Origin of the sequence: Xanthomonas sontii, assembly GCF_040529055.1 — a bacterium.
Lineage (GTDB): Bacteria > Pseudomonadota > Gammaproteobacteria > Xanthomonadales > Xanthomonadaceae > Xanthomonas_A > Xanthomonas_A sontii.
On sequence record NZ_CP132342.1, the window covers coordinates 3,946,667 to 3,963,652 of the forward strand.

Consider the following 16,986-nt stretch of genomic DNA (forward strand, 5'->3'; position numbering starts at 1 on the left):
GAGCGCGGATGAGCGCGCGCTGCTGGCCGCAACCGGGCGTCTTTTCCGCCAGCCTGGGGTGGGCACTCCACCGTGCGCGGCCCTCGATGCCGCCGACCTGGACGCCCCGCGCATGCAGCGCCTGGCGGCCTGGCCGAACCTGTCGGAGACGGTTTTCTTGCTGACGCGCGGCGCGGGCGCGAACTACCGCATCCGCATCTTCACCCCCAGGGCGAACTGCGATTCGCAGGCCACCCCAGCGTCGGCGCAGCCTGGGCGGCGGGCGCGACGTCGCCAGCCAGGGACGCGAACTCGGGCGCGATAGCCGCGTCGAACTCCTGGTCGATGGCGAAGACGTGTGGATCGGCGGCCTGGTGCAAGCGGTGATCGCTGGCAAGATCGCTTGGTAAGCTCCGGCCTCCCCCACCGCAGTCCGGAGTTTCCCCTCATGGCCGCACGCCGCTTCTTCCAGGTCGATGTCTTCTCCGCCCGCGCCGGCAACGGCAATCCCTTGGCCGTCGTGCTCGATGCCGATGGCTTGGACGCCGCCACGATGCAGGCCATCGCGCGCTGGACGCGCCTGCCGGAAACCACCTTCGTGTTCGCGCCGACGCGGCCGGATGCCAGCTACGGTCTGCGCATGTTCAGCCCGCAGAAGGAAGTGCCGTTCGCCGGCCATCCCAGCGTCGGCACCGCGCACGTCGCGCTGGAAGCGGGCATCGCCAGCCCGCGCGATGGCGTGCTGACCCAGGACGGCATCGCCGGCCTGTTGCCGCTGCGGGTCGACGTGGATGGCGGAGTGCGCAGCATCGCCATCCGCACCCCGCGCGCGCAGCTGGCCGAGATCGCCGATGCCGCGGATCCACGCCTGCAGGCGGCGCTGCGCGGCTGGACGCTGGGCGCGCTGCCGCCGGTGCGCATGGACGGCGGCCGCTGCTGGTGGCTGGTCGAAGTGGCCGACGAAGCCGCGCTGCGCGCGCTGACGCCGGACTGGGATGCGATCGCCGCCCTGGCCGAAAGCACCGCCAGCATGGGCGTGTTCGCCTACGCGCGCGCCAGCGGCCAGGCCTATGCAGTGGCCGTGCGCGCGTTCGTCGGCAACGGCCGGCGCTTCGAGGATGCGGCCTCCGGCGCGGCCAATGCGGTGCTGGCGGCATGGCTGGATCACAGCAAGGCCCTGCCCGGCCAGGGTGGCCGCTACGTCGCCAGCCAGGGCCGCGAGGTCGGCCACGATGCGCTGCTGACGCTGTGCGTCGACGAGGCCGGCGAGGTGTGGTCCGGCGGACAGGTGCAGACGGTGATCGAAGGCCGCATCGACTGGCCCTGATCGCCGGCCGCCGCCCCGCACCGCGGGCGCGAACGCACGCGCAACAACAAAGGGCGCCTCGCAAGGAGGCGCCCTTTGTTTTAGTCGGGCAATACGTCAGTCGGGCAGGACGTCGACGCGGACACGGATGCGATCGCCCGGAGGCGAGGCGGTGCGGGTGTGGTAGTAGCGGCCGCCGTATTCGTAGGTCACGTCGTAGCCGTCGACGCGGTCGTAGCGTTCGGTCCGATACGACACCGGGTCGCATTCGCGGACCACGCCGCCACCGTAGCCGCCGCCATAGCCGCGGGTATTGGAGTCGTAGATCGAGCGGCCTGCCAGGCTGCCGAGCATGGTGCCGACGGCGGTGCCGACGAAGCGGCCATTGCCGCCGCCGACGCGGCTGCCCAGCACGGCGCCGGCGATGCCGCCGACCACCGACGAGGCGGTGCGGCCGCCATCGGTACCGCGGTAGCCGTAGTCGCTGGCGTAGCTGCCCGAGGCCGGGCGGTCGTAACAGCGCTCGGTGGTCTCGCGCGGACCGTTGACCTGCACCATGATCGGATCGGCGCGCACCACGCGCGCATATTCGTAGGTGCCGGACGCGTAGCCACGGTCGCGGTAGTCGTCGTAGCGGGTGTAACCGTAATCCTGCGCGGCGGCGGAGCCGATGACGCCGACAGCGAGCGCAGCGGTCAACAGACGGGTCGAGAGCTTGTTCATGGCGATGGTTCCAAGCGCGTGGATCGCGCGACTGCATGCTCGATCCGATGCGGTGAAACCAGACTGAATAGGGACGGCTGTGGCGCGCACATTTAGTGGCGCGACAGCTAGCGATCGATCGAGCCACACGGGACGGTGCAGAGGCGCAACGCGTCCTGGTCTGCCATCGGCGGCGGCGCAGGTGCGCCGCACGCGCGCGGCCCGGCATGCCGCCGGGCCGCGCCGGGGATTCCTCAGCCCAGTTCCGCTTCCAGGCTGATCGGCACCGCGCTCAGCGCCTTGGACACCGGGCAATTCTGCTTGGCGTCGTCGGCCACTTCGCGGAAGCGCGCGGCGTCGATGTTGGGCACCACGGCCTTGACCTTCAACCGGATCTGCGAAAGCTGGGGGCCGCCTTCCATCGACAGGTCGACATCGGCGCGGGTGTCCAGCGCGGTCGGCGGGAAGCCGGCTTCGGTCAGCTTGGCCGACAGCGCCATGGTGAAGCAGCCGGCGTGCGCGGCGGCGATCAGTTCTTCCGGATTGGTGCCCTTCTCGTCGCCGAAGCGGCTGTTGAACGCATAGCGGGTGTTCTCCAGCAGGCCGCTCTGCGGCGTGTTCAACCGGCCCTGGCCGGTCTTGAGATCGCCTTCCCAATGCGCGGTGGCGTGACGCGAAATGCCCATGCGAGGCTCCTGTCGGTGAGTGGAGCGCGGACCATAGGGGAGGCGGCGTTACGGGCTTGTGCTTCCGCGCGAAGGCGGCGGCGGCGGCGCGCGGCAGCGAAAATGCCCTGGCGCATCGCCGCGGATGTGCCGGCATCGGCGCCGTCCTCGGCAAAAAAGGCGTCGGTCGCGGCGAATATTCGCGTTTTTTGCTTCCGGCCTATTGGCGCGGCGTAGCACATGCCCTACATTTCGCCATGCCGACGGGGTCGGCGCGACCCAAACCACCAAATACGGAATCAGGACATCATGGCAAAGACCGCAAAAAAGGCTGCCCCGAAGAAGGCAGTGAAGAAGGTAGCGACCAAGGCTGCCGCCAAGCCGGCCGCTCCCAAGCCGATCAAGGACGTGCTGAGCAAGTCCGCGCTCGTCGCCCACATCGCCGAAACCAGCGGCGTGATCGCCAAGGACGTGCGCGCCGTGATGGCCTCGCTGGAGCACGCCGTGGCCGGTTCGGTCAGCAAGAAGGGCGCTGGCTCGTTCACCCTGCCGGGCCTGCTGAAGATCACCGCCGTCAGCGTGCCGGCCAAGCCGAAGCGCAAGGGCATCAACCCGTTCACCAAGGAAGAGCAGTGGTTCGCCGCCAAGCCGGCCACCACCAAGCTCAAGGTGCGCCCGCTGAAGAAGCTCAAGGACGCCGCGCTCTGAGCAGCGTCGCCTGATCCAGGCAAGCACACCGACGAGACGGCCCCGGCCGTCTCGTTTTTTTTGTGTCTGCTGCGCATTTGGGTTGACGGCCCGCTAAGGCGACGGCCGCTATACCGGTGATTCCCTTCGACAGGATCACCTGCATGAAACTACAGGGCTTTCTCGACCAACTGCTGCAATCGGCGCAGGGTGCCGCCGGCCAGACCATGGGCAAGACTGGCACCGCCGCTCCTGCCGCACCGGCGCACGCCGGCGCCGGCGGCCTGGGCGGCCTGCTCAACGCCGACTTCGGCAAGGGAGCCCTCAGCGGCGGCGCACTCGGCCTGCTGCTCGGCAAACACCGCACCACGCGCAAGCTGGCGACCTACGGCGGCCTGGCCGCGTTGGGGCTGATGGCCTATCGCGCCTACGGCGACTACCGACGCCAGCAACTCGGCGCCGCCGCACCCGAACCGCAGACGCTGGACCGGCTGCCGCCGCTGGACGTCGAGCAGCATAGCCAGGCGGTGCTGCGCGCACTGGTCGGCGCGGCCAAGGCCGATGGCCATCTGGACGAGCACGAGCGCCGCCTGATCGAAGGCGAGTTCGCCCGCCTCCACGGCAACGATGCCGACGTGCAGCAGTGGCTGCATGCGGAACTGGAAAAACCGCTGGATCCGGCCGAGGTGGCGCGCGCGTCGACCAGTCCCGAGATGGCCGCGGAAATGTACCTGGCCAGCCTGCTCGCCGCCGACGAACAGGGCTTCATGGAGCGCAGCTACCTGGACGAACTGGCGCGGCAGCTCGGCATCGACGACACCCTGAAGCAGCGCCTGCAGCAACAGGCGGCTGCCCTGCACGCGGACTGAGCGCATGGCCGCGACGCCCACGCTTTCGCCAGCACAGCGCCTGCGCCGCGACCTGCTGCGTGCGGCGTTGCTGGCTGCGCTGGCGCTCGCCGCCGCCTGGGCCTGGCGGCATCCGTGGGCGCAGCGCCTGCGCGTCGGCTGGGAGTTGGCGCGCGCGCCGGCGCCGACGGCCCTGCACATGCCGGTCGAAGGCGTGGATCCGCGGCGCGTGGCCGCCACCTTCGGCGCGCCGCGCGGGCGCGACCGCCAGCACGCCGGCGTGGACATCTTCGCCAGACGCGGCACGCCGGTGGTGTCGGCGACACGCGGCATCGTCGTGGCCATCGCCGACCGCGGCCTCGGCGGCCGCCAGGTCTGGGTGCTGGGCCCGGCCCGGCAGCGGCACTACTACGCGCACCTACAAACGTGGGCACCGGGGCTGCAGGTGGGCGACCTGGTGCAGCCCGGCGACCCGCTGGGCGCGGTGGGCGACAGCGGCAACGCGCGCGGCACGCCGCCGCACCTGCACTATGGCGTCTACGCCGAGGGCGGCGCCTATGATCCGCTGCCGCTGCTGCGCGCGGCACGCTGAACGGACGCACTGGAACAGAGCGTCGCGAGCGACAGGCTCGTGGTGCCGCTCGCGCGCGCCTATCTTGGAGGCACACCCCGCGTGCGCCACTGCCATGACCGCCTCCCAACGCTACCGCGTCACCGTCACCCCGATCCAGGACGACGGCCTGCCCTGCCAGGGCCGCTGCACCATCGAACTGGAGGCGCGCTGTCGGCAGGACTGGATGCGCCTGCTCGAGGCGGCACAGCGCCAGCCCGGACTGCGCGGCGACGAGCACGCCGCACTGATCGTCGGTACGCAGTTGCTGCGCGGCCTGGGCGAGCGCAGCGAGGGAGAGGCGCGTGAACTGCTGGCGCCGCTGCAGCCGGCGCTGGACGCGCTACTGGCACGGCTGGCGCTGCCGGCCGCCTGAGCGACGACTCCCGCGCCGCCGGTTCCGCTAATCGCGCATTCACCGGCCACCGTTATGGTGAATTCCTCTCGTTCGCCCAGGGCTTCCCGATGATCTTCCGCAAGTTCACCCTGCGCGCGGCGGCGCTGCTGGCGCTCGCCGTCGCCACCCAGGCCCAGGCCGAGCCGACCATCCAGGGCCACCAGGTCAGCGTCGGTGCCGCCGACGTGCAGCATTACCTGGACAGCAGCTTCCCGCAGACGCACAAGGCGTTGGGCGGGCTGCTCAAGATGACCGTCCGCGATCCGAAGCTGAGCCTGCCGCCGGGCGACCGCCTGAAGATGCAGTTCGACCTGAGCATGGCCACCGGCGGCGGCACGCCGACGCCACTGGGCCAGGTCCTGCTGACCAGCGCCCTGCGCTATGACCCGCAGAGCCAGAGCTTCCACCTGCAGTCCCCGACCATCGATGATTTCCGCCCGGCTGCCAATGGCGGCAAGCTCGACGCCAATACGCGTGAGCTGCTCAATGCCTGGCTGGAGGATTACGCGCGCAAGGAGCCGATCTACAAGCTCGATCCGCGCCTGACCGCGATGCTGGGCGATGTGCAGATCCAGTCGGCCGGCGTGGAAAACGGTTCGCTGGTGGTGCGTTTCAACCAGGACATCGGCAAGCTGGTGCCGGCGGGCATGCTTCCCGCGCAGTGACCCACGCGACGTCCGGGGTGCGGCGGCAGCCGCCACCAGCAGCGCACGTAGAAACGGCGGCCTCGGCCGCCGTTTCTGTTTCTGGGGGGCTCCCGCATCCGCCACCATCGCGGCGGCGCAGGCGAATCGCCAGGCCTCAGCCCAGCGCTTTGGCCACCGCCTGCGCGAACGCCGGGATGTCGTCCGGCTTGCGGCTGGTGATCAGGTTGCCATCCACCACCACCTCCTGATCCGCCCAGCGCCCGCCGGCATTGGACAGGTCGGTCTTCAGCGACGGCCACGAGGTCACCTGGCGGTCGCGCACGAGCCCGCTTTCGGCCAGCAGCCACGGCCCGTGGCAGATCGCCGCCACCGGCTTGCCGGCGCTGGCGAAGGACTGGATGAAGGCGATCGCGGTCGGCTCGGTGCGCAGGCTGTCCGGGTTGATGACGCCGCCCGGCAGCACCAGCGCGTCGTAGTCGCCGGCCTGGGCCTGCTGCAGGCGCTTGTCCACCGGCACGCTGTCGCCCCAGTCCTTCTTGTTCCAGCCACGAATGCTGTCGGCATCGCCCGGCGCGATCACGTCGACCTGGGCGCCCCAGGATTCGAGCAGACGCTTGGGTTCCTGCAGTTCCGACTGCTCGAAACCGTCAGTGGCCAGGACAGCCACCTGCTTGCCGGCAAGGGAAGGCATTGCGCTCATCGGACACTCCTCGAGTAGGGGAGCCCCACCGTAGAAACGCGCCGGTGGCAGTGCCGTGAACCGCGCGTCGGCGCGGCGTGCACGGCTGGACGCGACCTCAGCGCTTGGGCTGCAGCATGGTGCCGGTGCAGTTCTTGGCGCCGCAGCGACATTCCCAGATCTTCTTCAGCCGCGGCGTGTGCCGTTCGGCCAGGGTGATGCCGTAGTTGTAGGTGAGTTCTTCGCCAGGCTTGATGTCGCGCAGCGCCTCGATCACCACCTTGTCCTTGCGGCGGTCATCGCCCTCGGCCTCGACGATCACCGCCTCGCAGTTCGGCGCACAACTGTGGTTGATCCAGCGCGCGTCGTTGCCTTCGTAGTTGGCGTCGATCACATAGTCGTCGCTGAGGGTGAACAGGAAGGTGTGCCCGGTCTCGACGTCGCCGGCCTCGTCGCGGTCGACCTCGGCGTGGCTGCGGCGGCGGCCCTTGTACTCGATGACCCGCTCGCCTTTCTTGAGCGGCAGCACGGCGAACACGCCGTTGCCATGGATGCGGGACTTGCGGGCGGCGATCTTGCGGGGCATGCGGCGATCCGGACAGGAAAGCCTAGATTCTGGCGCACATCGCCCGCGATCCCAAGTCCACGCCTCCCGGTCCGGCGACCGCGGCCGCCGCGATCGCCCAATCGCCGCGATCGAAAGAAAAGATGAATGGCCCGGTTGGACGCTGCGGCGCAAAAGAGTACAATTTCGGTCCGCATTGAAAAACCACCGCGTCGCCATGCTCCGCGTCACCAAGCTCACCGATTACGCCACCGTCGTGCTGACCGTGCTCGCCGCGCGTCCGAACGAAGTGTTGAGCGCGACCGAACTGGCCGAACAGGCCGGGCTGGAGCCGCCCACGGTCAGCAAGCTGCTCAAGCCGCTGGCCCAGGCCGGCCTGGTGGAGGGCCTGCGCGGCGTGCGCGGCGGCTACCGGCTGGCGCGTCCGGCCGACGCCATCACCCTGATCCAGATCGTCGAGGCGATGGAAGGCCCGCTGGCGATCACCGAATGCAGCCACCACGGCAGCCAGTGCAGCATCGCCCAGACCTGCGGCGTGCGTTCCAACTGGCGGCTGATCAACGACGTGGTCGCCGACGCGCTGCGCGGCGTGACCCTGGCGCAGATGCTTCATCCCCTCCCCCCCTCCGGCGATCCGAAACGGCGTCCTATCGCCGTGCGGTTCGCGACCACCTGACCTGTAGGCAGCCCCATGGCCACCGAAAACGCTGAAATCCTGGAACGGCTGGGACGTCGCTACGACGCCGGCTTCGTCACCGACATCGAATCCGATTCGTTCCTGCCCGGCCTGAACGAGGACGTCGTGCGCGCCCTGTCCGTGAAGAAGGACGAGCCGGAATGGATGACCGAGTGGCGCCTGGCCGCCTACCGGCACTGGCTGAAGATGCCGATGCCGCACTGGGCCAAGCTGGACATCGCGCCGATCGACTTCCAGGCGCTGAGCTACTACTCCGCGCCCAAGGGCCCGAAGTACGCCTCGCTGGACGAGGTGCCGAAGGAATTGCTGGACACCTACGACAAGCTCGGCGTGCCGCTGCACGAGCGCGCCAAGCTGGCCGGCGTGGCGGTGGACGCGGTGTTCGACTCGGTCTCGGTCGGCACCACCTTCCGCAAGGAACTGGCCGAGAAGGGCGTGATCTTCTGCTCGATGTCCGAGGCGATCAAGGAACACCCGGAGCTGGTCAGGCAGTACCTGGGCAGCGTGGTGCCGGTCGGCGACAACTTCTTCGCCGCGCTCAACTCGGCGGTGTTCTCCGACGGTAGCTTCGTGTTCATCCCCAAGGGCGTGCGCTGCCCGATGGAGCTGAGCACCTATTTCCGCATCAACGCCGGCCACACCGGCCAGTTCGAGCGCACCCTGATCGTGTGCGAGGACAAGGCCTACGTGTCCTACCTGGAAGGCTGCACCGCGCCGATGCGCGACGAGAACCAGCTGCACGCGGCGGTGGTCGAGCTGGTGGCGCTGGAAGACGCGGAGATCAAGTATTCCACCGTGCAGAACTGGTACCCGGGCGACGAGGAAGGCCGCGGCGGCATCTACAACTTCGTGACCAAGCGCGGCGAATGCCGCGGTGCGCGCAGCAAGATCACCTGGACCCAGGTCGAGACCGGTTCGGCGATCACCTGGAAGTACCCGTCGTGCGTGCTGCTGGGCGACGATTCGGTGGGCGAGTTCCACTCTGTGGCGCTGACCCATCACCGCCAGCAGGCCGACACCGGCACCAAGATGATCCACGTCGGCAAGCGCACCAAGAGCAAGATCGTCAGCAAGGGCATCAGCGCCGGCCGCGGGCAGAACACCTACCGCGGGCTGGTCAAGGTGGAGCGCAGTGCCGAGGGCGCGCGCAACTACACCCAGTGCGACTCGCTGCTGATCGGCAAACAGTGCGGCGCGCATACCTTCCCGTACATCGAGGTCAAGCATCCGACCGCGACCGTCGAGCACGAGGCCACCACCTCCAAGATCAGCGACGACCAGTTGTTCTACTGTCGCGCCCGCGGCATCGACCAGGAAAACGCGGTGTCGATGATCGTCGATGGCTTCTGCAAGCAGGTGTTCCGCGAACTGCCGATGGAGTTTGCGGTGGAAGCCAAGAAGCTGCTGGAAGTCTCGCTCGAAGGCTCGGTCGGCTGACGCCTTTCCTTCTCCCTCTGGGACCTCGGCCCCCTTTTCGGGGGAAGGTGGCGCGAAGCGCCGGATGAGGGTACGTGCGCAGCCTCGCACACCCAAACCCGCGAGATGCTTCGCACCGCTCCCTCACCCCAACCCCTCTCCCGGTGGGAGAGGGGCTACACCAAAGAATTCTGACGGACCATCCCATGCTCACCATAGAAAACCTCCACGCCTCCGTCGCCGGCAAGGACATCCTCAAGGGCCTGTCGCTGCAGGTGAAGCCGGGCGAAGTGCACGCCATCATGGGCCCCAACGGCGCCGGCAAGTCCACCCTGGGCAACGTGCTGGCCGGCCGCGACGGCTATGAAGTCACCAACGGCAGCGTGCGCTTCGACGATGCCGACCTGCTCGAACTGGAACCGGAGGAGCGCGCCGCTGCCGGCCTGTTCCTGGCCTTCCAGTACCCGGTGGAAATCCCCGGCGTGAACAACACCTACTTCCTGCGCGCCGCGCTCAACGCGCAGCGCAAGGCGCGTGGCGAGGCCGAGCTGGATTCGATGCAGTTCCTCAAGCTGGTCCGGCAGAAGCTGGCGGTGCTGCACCTGAAGGACGAACTGCTGCATCGCGGCGTCAACGAGGGTTTCTCCGGCGGCGAGAAGAAGCGCAACGAGATCTTCCAGCTGGCGGTGCTGGAGCCGAAGCTGGCGATCCTCGACGAGACCGACAGCGGCCTGGACATCGACGCGCTCAAGACCGTGGCCGAAGGCGTCAACGCGCTGCGCTCGCCGGAGCGCGCGTTCGTGGTGATCACCCACTACCAGCGCCTGCTCGACTACATCAAGCCGGACGTGGTGCATGTGCTGGCCGACGGCCGCATCGTGCAGACCGGCGGCCCCGAGTTGGCGCTGGAGCTGGAAGCGCACGGTTATGCCTGGCTGAAGGAGCGCGTGGCGCCCGAGGCGGCAGTGCAATGAGCGCCCTGCTCGACTCGCTGGCCGCCGCGTTCCACGGCGATGCCGCACGCCGCGCGCCGCTGGAGCAGGCGCTGCGCGACGGCCTGCCCGGCACGCGCAGCGAAGCCTGGAAGTACACCTCGCTGCGCGCACTGGAACGGCGCAGCTTCGCGCCTGCACCGCAGAACGCGCCGGCGGTGGACGCGGCCTTGCTCGACGGTATCCCGGCGCCGCGCCTGGTGTTCGTCAACGGCCGCGCCAGCGATGCGCTGTCGGATCTGAGCGGCCTGCCGGCCGGGGTGGAGCTGCAGCGGCTGTCGACCATCCTGCGCAGCGGCGACGCTGCCATGCGCTTCCTCGGCCGCCGCTTCGAACGCAGCGACGAGGTGTTCGCCCAGCTCAACGCCGCCCTCGCCGACGAAGGCTGCGTGCTGCGGGTGGACGCCGGCGTGCGCGTGGAGCAGCCGCTGCACCTGGTGTTCGTCTCCACCGCCGCCGAGGCCGACCTGGCCTGGCACCACCGCCACCTGATCGAACTGCGCCAGGACGCGACGCTGGCGCTGGTCGAGCACCATCTGCATGGCAGCGATGCCGCGCACCTGAGCAACAGCCTGGCGCACGTGCACCTGGCCGCCGGCGCGCAACTGAGCCACGCCCGCGTGCAGGACGAGGCGGCCGGCGTCACCGCGCTGCTGCGTACCGATGCGGTGCTGGCGCGCGACGCGCAGTACCGGCGTGTGGACCTGGAACTGGGCGGCGCGCTGGCCCGGCACGAACTCAACGTGCGCCTGGAGGGCGACAACGCCAAGCTCGTCGCCAACGGCGTGCTGCTCGGCAACGGCCGGCGCCAGCTCGACACCCGCCTGGGCATCGAGCACATCGCCCGCGACACCGCCTGCGAGCTGCTGTGGCGCGGTGTCGCCACCGGGCGCAGCCGCGTGGCCTTCCATGGCGGCATCCGCATCCGCCACGGCGCCGACGGTACCGACGCGGCGCTGTCGAACAAGAACCTGCTGCTGTCCGCCGACGCCGAAATCGACACCCAGCCAGTGCTGGTGATCGATGCCGACGAGGTCAAGGCCGCGCACGGCGCCACCGTCGGCCAGCTCGATGCCAATGCGCTGTTCTACCTGCGCTCGCGCGGGCTGCCGCAGGAACGCGCGCAGCAACTGCTGACCGCCGCGTTCTGCCGCGAGCCGGTCGGCACGCTGGCGCCGGCGCTGGGCGAAGGCCTGCTGGCACGGCTGGAGCGGGCGCTGAGCGCCGCAGGCGTGGCATGAACGGGCCCGCCGCGCACAGCGCCACGCCGCAGGCGCCGGACTGGGATGCGGTCCGCCGCGACTTCCCGCTGCTGATGCGGGAAGTGCACGGCAAGCCGCTGGTGTACTTCGACAACGCCAACACCGGGCAGAAGCCGCTGCAGGTGATCGCGGCGACCGACGCGTTCTACCGCCGCCACAACGCCAACGTCAGCCGCGCCGTGCACGCGCTCGGCAGCGAGGCGACCGAGGCCTACGAAGGCGCACGGACCCGGCTGGCGCGCTTCCTCAACGTGCGCGCCGACGAGCTGGTGCTGTGCAGCGGCGCCACCTTCGCGCTGAACCTGGTGGCGTACTCGTGGGCGTTGCCGCGGCTGCGCGCCGGCGACACCATCCTGGTGTCGCGCATGGAACACCACGCCAACATCGTGCCCTGGCAACTGGTCGCGCAGCGCACCGGCGCCACGGTCAAGGTCGCCGAGATCACCGCCGACGGCGCGCTGGACCTGGACGCGCTGCGCGCGGCGATGACCGCCGACGTCAAGCTGCTGGCCCTGGCGCACGTCTCCAACGTGCTGGGCACGGTCAACCCGGTGCGCGAGATCTGCCGCGAGGCGCGCAAGCGCGGCATCGTCAGCGTCATCGACGGCTCGCAGGCTGCGCCGCACCGACCGCTGGACGTGGCCGCGATCGGCTGCGACTTCTACGCCATCACCGGCCACAAGATGTGCGGCCCGACCGGCACCGGCGCGCTGTGGGCGCGGCGCGAGCACCTGCAGGCGATGCCGCCGTTCCTGGGCGGCGGCGAGATGATCAAGGAAGTCAGCTTCGACGGCACCGTGTTCAACGACCCGCCGCACAAGTTCGAGGCCGGCACCCCCAACATCGCCGGCTTCGTCGGCCTCGGCGCGGCGGTGGACTATCTGCAGGGGATCGGACTGCAGCACGTGGAAGCGCGCGAGACCGAACTGCTCGCGCACCTCACCGAGGAACTGCAGCGGATCGACGGCCTGCGCCTGTTCGGTACCGCGCCGGGCAAGGCCGCGGTGGTCTCGTTCCTGATCGAGGGCGCCCACGCCCACGACCTGGCGACCCTGCTCGACCTGGAAGGCGTGGCGGTGCGCTCCGGCCAGCACTGCGCGCACCCGCTGCTGCAGTTCTACGGCGTCGCCGCCACCTGCCGCGCCTCGCTGGCGTTCTACAACACGCATGCCGAGATCGAGCGTTTCGTGGCGGCACTGTTGAAGGTACGCAAGCTGTTGGGGTGATTGAAGCCGAGAATCGGGAGCAGGGAATCGGCAAAGCGCTCCACGACGGACTGTGCCTGGCGGGCAAGAGGTGTCCTCGCCTCCTTGAGAGCGCGCATTTCGATTCCCGATTCACCATTCCCCATTCCCGGCGGCACGCCCTAGAATCGGCCCATGCACACGCTCACCTTCCGCACCGCCACCGTCGACGATCTCGACGCCATCGCCGCGCTGGTCACGTCGGCCTATCGTGGCGACAGCAGCCGCGTCGGCTGGACCACCGAAGCCGACCTGCTCGACGGCAACCGCATCGACCGCGAGGTGCTGCGCGCCGACATCCTGCGTCCGCGCAGCCTGGTGTTGCTGGCCGAGCGCGATGGCGAATTGATCGCCTGCGCGCATGTCGCCGACGAGGACGGCGCCGGCTATTTCGGCATGTTCTCGGTGCAGCCGCAGGCGCAGGGCAGCGGCCTGGGCAAGACCGTGCTGGCCGAGGCCGAACGCATCGCCTGGCAGGAATGGCGGTTGCCGCTGATGCGGATGACCGTGATCGATCTTCGCGAGGAACTCATGGCCTTCTATGAGCGCCGCGGCTATCGTCGCACCGGCATCAAGAAGCCGTTTCCGTACGGCGATGCGCGCTTCGGCCTGCCCCGCCGCGACGACCTGCGTTTCGAGGTGCTGGAAAAGCCGCTGGGCGGTGCCGCATGAGCGAGACCTGGACCTTCGTCTGCGCCGACGGCGAACTGGCGCCCGGCGAAATGAAGACGGTGTGGGACGAAGTAACCGACACGCCGATCGTGGTGTTCAACTTCGATGGCCAGTTCTATGCGCTGGAAGACCGCTGCAGCCACGAGGACTACGAGCTGTCGCCGGGCACCTTCGATGCCGCCGCCGGCAGCATCGAGTGCGTGCTGCACGGCGCCCGCTTCGACGTGCGCGACGGTCGCGCGCTGTGCGCGCCGGCCTACGGCCCGGTGCCGAAGTTCCCGGTGAAGTCCGAACACGGCGGGCTGTGGACGCGCGACGACCGCGGTTGAGGCCACGCGTCTTCGTCGCGAACCGGCGCTAACCGCGTCCTTCGTCATCTCTGCAGCGCCGCTCACGGCGATCGCCACATCAAGCGCCCTTACCTGCAGCAAGCGCAACGCTTGCTGGCACGTTGCGCGTGCGCGCCGGCAAGGCGGCAACCGGGATGGAAAGGCCATCTCGATCGATCCGATTCAAGATCCCGATCCCTCGGCCGATAAGGGGAGACGATGTAGACGGATATGCAACTTCGTCACGATTACGTGAAATATCCGTTGCATTTCGTATCGGTTACTTATGCCCCCCCCCTGGTACTCCCATTCCCCTTGCTAGGACCAGAGCATGACCGCTCTTCTGCACCGCTTTAACGTCTCCAGACGCCTCTCCATCGCGTTCGGCCTGCTCATCCTGCTGTCCTGCGGGCTGGTGGTCGGCGGCCTGGTCACCCTGTCGCAGGCGCGCAGCCAGTTGGACACCGTCGCCCGCCGCACCGTGTCCAGCATCGTCTATACCAACGAAATGCTCGATGCCAGCTCGGACATCGGCATCCAGTTGCGCAACATCGTGCTGCCGACCACGCAGGAAGAGAACATCGCCTTCGCCAAGATCATGGTGACGGAACTGCGCCGTTATCGCGAATACTGCACCAAGCTGTTCGCCATCCCCGCCACCAGCGCGCGCGATCGCGCCTTGCGCGAGCAGATGAACCGGACCTACGCGCAGGCGAGCGAGGTCAACCAGCAAGTGCTGGAACTGGGCCTGACCTACAAGTCCGACGACGCGATGAAGGTGCTGCTGCAGCAGGCCGCGCCGGCGACTCAACGTTGGCGCGAGGCGATTAGCGCCTACGCCAGCTGGCAACGCAACAACGGTGAACAGGCCTACGCCGATGCGACCGCGGTGATGGCGCGCGGCCGCTTCCTGCTGATCGCCGGCGGCCTGGCCGTGGTGTTGGTCAGCAGCCTGCTGGCCTGGCTGATCACCCGCAGCCTGACCGTGCCGCTGGCCCGCGCCACCCGTGCCGCCGAAGCCATCGCCGACGGCCGTCTGGACAACGACGTGGCCACCGAGGCGCGCGACGAACCCGGCCGCCTGCTGGTCGCGATGGGCCGCATGCAGACCCAATTGCAGCGCTTCTCCAGCGAAACCGCGTTGATGATCGAACTGCATGCCGACAAGGACATGTCCCACCGCATGCCGCAGGACTTCCCGGGCGTGTACGGCGAGCTGAGCAAGGGCATCAACACCATGATGTTCGAACACCTGGACGCCATCGTCGATGCCATCGGCGTGCTCAACGAATACGCCAACGGCGACCTGCGCCGCGACGCCCGGCGCCTGCCCGGCAGCCGCGCGGTGCTGCACGAATCGATGGATGCGGCCAAGGCCAGCCTGCTGGCGATCAATACCGAGATCAAGCGCCTGGCCGCAGCGGCCGCGGCCGGCGACTTCAGCGCCCGCGGCGATGCGACCAGTTTCCAGCACGACTTCCGGCTGATGGTGCAGGACCTCAACGCGATGATGGAGGTCAGCGACGTCAATCTGGGCAAGCTGTCGGCATTGCTGCAGTCCATCGCCGCCGGCGACCTCACCACCCGCATGCATGGCGACTTCCACGGCGTGTTCGCACGGATGCGCGAGGACGCCAACGCCACCACCGACCAATTGACCGGCATCGTCGCGCGCATCCAGACCGCGGCCAGCAGCATCAGCGCGGCCGCCGGCGAGATCGCCAGCGGCAACGACGACCTGTCGCGCCGCACCGAGCAGCAGGCCGCCAGCCTGGAAGAAACCGCGGCCTCGATGGAAGAGTTGACCTCGACCGTGCGCCAGAACGCCGAACACGCCCGCCAGGCCAACCAGTTGGCGGTCGGTGCCGCCTCGGTGGCCTCGCAGGGCGGCATGGTGGTGGGCCAGGTGGTCGAAACCATGAGCGGCATCGAGGCCTCGTCGAAGAAGATCGCCGACATCATCTCGGTGATCGACGGCATCGCCTTCCAGACCAACATCCTGGCACTCAACGCCGCGGTCGAAGCCGCCCGCGCCGGCGACCAGGGCCGCGGCTTCGCGGTCGTCGCCACCGAAGTCAGGACCCTGGCGCAGCGCTCGGCCAACGCCGCCAAGGAGATCAAGACGCTGATCGACGAGTCGGTCGGCCGCGTCGCCGAGGGGTCCGCTCTCGTCGACCAGGCCGGCAAGACCATGCAGGAGATCGTGGGCTCGGTGCAGCGGGTGACCGACATCATGGGCGAGATCTCGGCGGCGTCGCAGGAACAGTCGGCGGGCATCGAGCAAGTCAACCAGACCGTCACCCAGATGGACGAGGCCACCCAGCAGAATGCGGCACTGGTGGAGGAAGCCACGGCGGCGGCGCGCTCGATGGAAGACCAGGCCGGCCAACTCACCCAGGCGGTGGCGCTGTTCAAGATCGACACCCGCAGTACCGCGACGCGCAGCGCAGCAGCGCCACGCACGCGCGCGGCCGACGTGCTCGACCCCGCGGCCTGAGTCGCCTCGGCACGGCGGGTGATGCGCCTTCCCGGCGCGTCACCCGCCGCGCGCTGGCGCCCACACCTGGCGGCGCCGGAGCCGGCTGCGGCACACTGTGCGCCTCCCCCTTGCGAGCGCGCCCATGAAGATCGTCGAAGTCCGTCACCCGCTGGTACAGCACAAGATCGGCCTGTTGCGCGACGCGGCGCTGAGCACCAAGGGCTTCCGCGAACTGGTCACCGAGCTGGGCACCCTGCTCGGCTACGAGGCCACCGCCGACCTGGAGACCGAGACCCACACCATGGAGGGTTGGGCCGGCCCGACCCAGGTACAGCGCATCGCCGGCGCCAAGATCACCCTGGTGCCGATCCTGCGTGCCGGGCTGGGCATGCTGCCCGGCGTGCTGGCGCTGATTCCCGCGGCACGCGTCAGCGTGGTCGGCCTGCAGCGCGACGAGGAGACACTGCAACCGGTGCCCTACTTCGAACGTCTCACCGGACGACTGGAGGAGCGCGACGCGCTGATCCTGGATCCGATGCTGGCCACCGGCGGCACCCTCATCGCCACCGTGGACATGCTCAAGCGCGCCGGCGCGCGGCGGATCAAGGGCATCTTCCTGGTCGCCGCGCCGGAGGGCCTGCAGGCGCTGGAAGCGGCGCATCCGGACGTGGAGGTGTACACCGCCGCCATCGACGACCATCTCAACGAGAAGGGCTACATCCTGCCAGGCCTGGGCGACGCCGGCGACCGCATCTTCGGCACCCGCCTGGGCTAGGGCGTGTCATCAATCCCCGAGCATGCCGCGCCGCG

At 69.1% G+C, this 16,986-nt stretch carries 19 protein-coding genes and 1 pseudogene; 16 read left to right on the top strand and 4 right to left on the bottom strand.

The features are described 5' to 3' along the window. Positions 1 to 19: 19 nt before the first annotated feature. Positions 20 to 261 (top strand): annotated as a pseudogene (locus tag RAB70_RS16600) (PhzF family phenazine biosynthesis protein); the annotation flags it as partial. A gap of 166 nt (positions 262 to 427) precedes the next feature. Next, positions 428 to 1,306, top strand: a complete 879-nt coding sequence (locus RAB70_RS16605; RefSeq protein WP_148827925.1) for a PhzF family phenazine biosynthesis protein — start codon at positions 428 to 430, stop codon at positions 1,304 to 1,306. Between the two features lie 96 nt (positions 1,307 to 1,402). Here the strand turns inward: RAB70_RS16605 and RAB70_RS16610 are convergent, their stop codons facing one another. Together RAB70_RS16610 and RAB70_RS16615 are read right to left on the bottom strand one after the other, a co-directional pair. Further along, positions 1,403 to 2,008 carry a glycine zipper 2TM domain-containing protein gene (locus RAB70_RS16610; protein ID WP_017916410.1) on the bottom strand — a complete coding sequence of 202 codons (606 nt, stop codon included), beginning with the start codon at positions 2,006 to 2,008 and terminating at the stop codon, positions 1,403 to 1,405. Positions 2,009 to 2,241: 233 nt separating this feature from the next. Further along, the gene (locus RAB70_RS16615) at positions 2,242 to 2,673 is read right to left on the bottom strand and encodes an OsmC family protein (RefSeq protein WP_017910837.1); all 432 of its coding nucleotides are present in this window, start codon (positions 2,671 to 2,673) and stop codon (positions 2,242 to 2,244) included. Between the two features lie 288 nt (positions 2,674 to 2,961). Here RAB70_RS16615 and RAB70_RS16620 point away from each other — a divergent pair, with 288 nt between their 5' ends. The 5 genes from RAB70_RS16620 (at position 2,962) to RAB70_RS16640 (ending at position 5,859) form a co-directional block, all read left to right on the top strand. After that, positions 2,962 to 3,360: an HU family DNA-binding protein gene (locus RAB70_RS16620; RefSeq protein ID WP_026143706.1), complete on the top strand. Its 399-nt coding sequence runs from the start codon at positions 2,962 to 2,964 to the stop codon at positions 3,358 to 3,360. A gap of 143 nt (positions 3,361 to 3,503) precedes the next feature. Then, complete coding sequence (locus tag RAB70_RS16625; RefSeq protein ID WP_148827926.1) at positions 3,504 to 4,208, top strand: tellurite resistance TerB family protein; 705 nt, start codon at positions 3,504 to 3,506, stop codon at positions 4,206 to 4,208. 4 nt (positions 4,209 to 4,212) lie between these two features. Next, a complete protein-coding gene (locus RAB70_RS16630) occupies positions 4,213 to 4,779 on the top strand; it encodes a M23 family metallopeptidase (RefSeq protein WP_148827927.1) in 567 nt (188 codons plus the stop codon). Between the two features lie 94 nt (positions 4,780 to 4,873). Further along, positions 4,874 to 5,173 carry a DUF3861 family protein gene (locus RAB70_RS16635; RefSeq protein WP_148827928.1) on the top strand — a complete coding sequence of 100 codons (300 nt, stop codon included), beginning with the start codon at positions 4,874 to 4,876 and terminating at the stop codon, positions 5,171 to 5,173. An 89-nt stretch (positions 5,174 to 5,262) separates the two neighbouring features. Further along, positions 5,263 to 5,859 carry a DUF1439 domain-containing protein gene (locus RAB70_RS16640; RefSeq protein ID WP_148827929.1) on the top strand — a complete coding sequence of 199 codons (597 nt, stop codon included), beginning with the start codon at positions 5,263 to 5,265 and terminating at the stop codon, positions 5,857 to 5,859. Between the two features lie 136 nt (positions 5,860 to 5,995). On the opposite strand, the gene RAB70_RS16645 is transcribed toward RAB70_RS16640, so the two are convergent. Beyond that, entirely contained in the window at positions 5,996 to 6,541 is a 546-nt protein-coding gene (locus RAB70_RS16645) for a type 1 glutamine amidotransferase domain-containing protein (protein ID WP_148827930.1), read from the bottom strand. A 97-nt stretch (positions 6,542 to 6,638) separates the two neighbouring features. Beyond that, positions 6,639 to 7,106, bottom strand: a complete 468-nt coding sequence (locus RAB70_RS16650; protein WP_010342011.1) for an SET domain-containing protein — start codon at positions 7,104 to 7,106, stop codon at positions 6,639 to 6,641. Between the two features lie 196 nt (positions 7,107 to 7,302). Between RAB70_RS16650 and RAB70_RS16655 the strand changes: the two genes are divergently transcribed. The 9 genes from RAB70_RS16655 to upp all read left to right on the top strand — a co-directional run bounded on the left by RAB70_RS16655 (position 7,303) and on the right by upp (position 16,951). Next, the gene (locus RAB70_RS16655; protein ID WP_017913833.1) at positions 7,303 to 7,761 is read left to right on the top strand and encodes an SUF system Fe-S cluster assembly regulator; all 459 of its coding nucleotides are present in this window, start codon (positions 7,303 to 7,305) and stop codon (positions 7,759 to 7,761) included. A 15-nt stretch (positions 7,762 to 7,776) separates the two neighbouring features. Then, positions 7,777 to 9,219 (top strand): Fe-S cluster assembly protein SufB, encoded by a 1,443-nt coding sequence (gene sufB, locus RAB70_RS16660; protein WP_017915889.1) that lies wholly within the window; start codon positions 7,777 to 7,779, stop codon positions 9,217 to 9,219. Between the two features lie 185 nt (positions 9,220 to 9,404). Next, entirely contained in the window at positions 9,405 to 10,172 is a 768-nt protein-coding gene (gene sufC / locus RAB70_RS16665) for a Fe-S cluster assembly ATPase SufC (protein WP_017909660.1), read from the top strand. Continuing rightward, positions 10,169 to 11,431, top strand: a complete 1,263-nt coding sequence (gene sufD, locus RAB70_RS16670; RefSeq protein WP_148827931.1) for a Fe-S cluster assembly protein SufD — start codon at positions 10,169 to 10,171, stop codon at positions 11,429 to 11,431. The genes sufC and sufD overlap by 4 nt, the downstream gene beginning before the upstream one ends. After that, the gene (locus RAB70_RS16675; protein WP_148827932.1) at positions 11,428 to 12,678 is read left to right on the top strand and encodes a cysteine desulfurase; all 1,251 of its coding nucleotides are present in this window, start codon (positions 11,428 to 11,430) and stop codon (positions 12,676 to 12,678) included. Before sufD ends, RAB70_RS16675 begins: the two co-directional genes overlap by 4 nt. Before the next feature lie 153 nt (positions 12,679 to 12,831). Then, a complete protein-coding gene (locus RAB70_RS16680; protein WP_148827933.1) occupies positions 12,832 to 13,368 on the top strand; it encodes a GNAT family N-acetyltransferase in 537 nt (178 codons plus the stop codon). After that, entirely contained in the window at positions 13,365 to 13,697 is a 333-nt protein-coding gene (locus tag RAB70_RS16685; RefSeq protein ID WP_148827934.1) for a non-heme iron oxygenase ferredoxin subunit, read from the top strand. The genes RAB70_RS16680 and RAB70_RS16685 overlap by 4 nt, the downstream gene beginning before the upstream one ends. Before the next feature lie 331 nt (positions 13,698 to 14,028). Next, entirely contained in the window at positions 14,029 to 16,194 is a 2,166-nt protein-coding gene (locus RAB70_RS16690) for a methyl-accepting chemotaxis protein (RefSeq protein ID WP_148830590.1), read from the top strand. Positions 16,195 to 16,318: 124 nt separating this feature from the next. Then, positions 16,319 to 16,951: a uracil phosphoribosyltransferase gene (gene upp / locus RAB70_RS16695; RefSeq protein ID WP_017910423.1), complete on the top strand. Its 633-nt coding sequence runs from the start codon at positions 16,319 to 16,321 to the stop codon at positions 16,949 to 16,951. Positions 16,952 to 16,986: the final 35 nt, after the last annotated feature.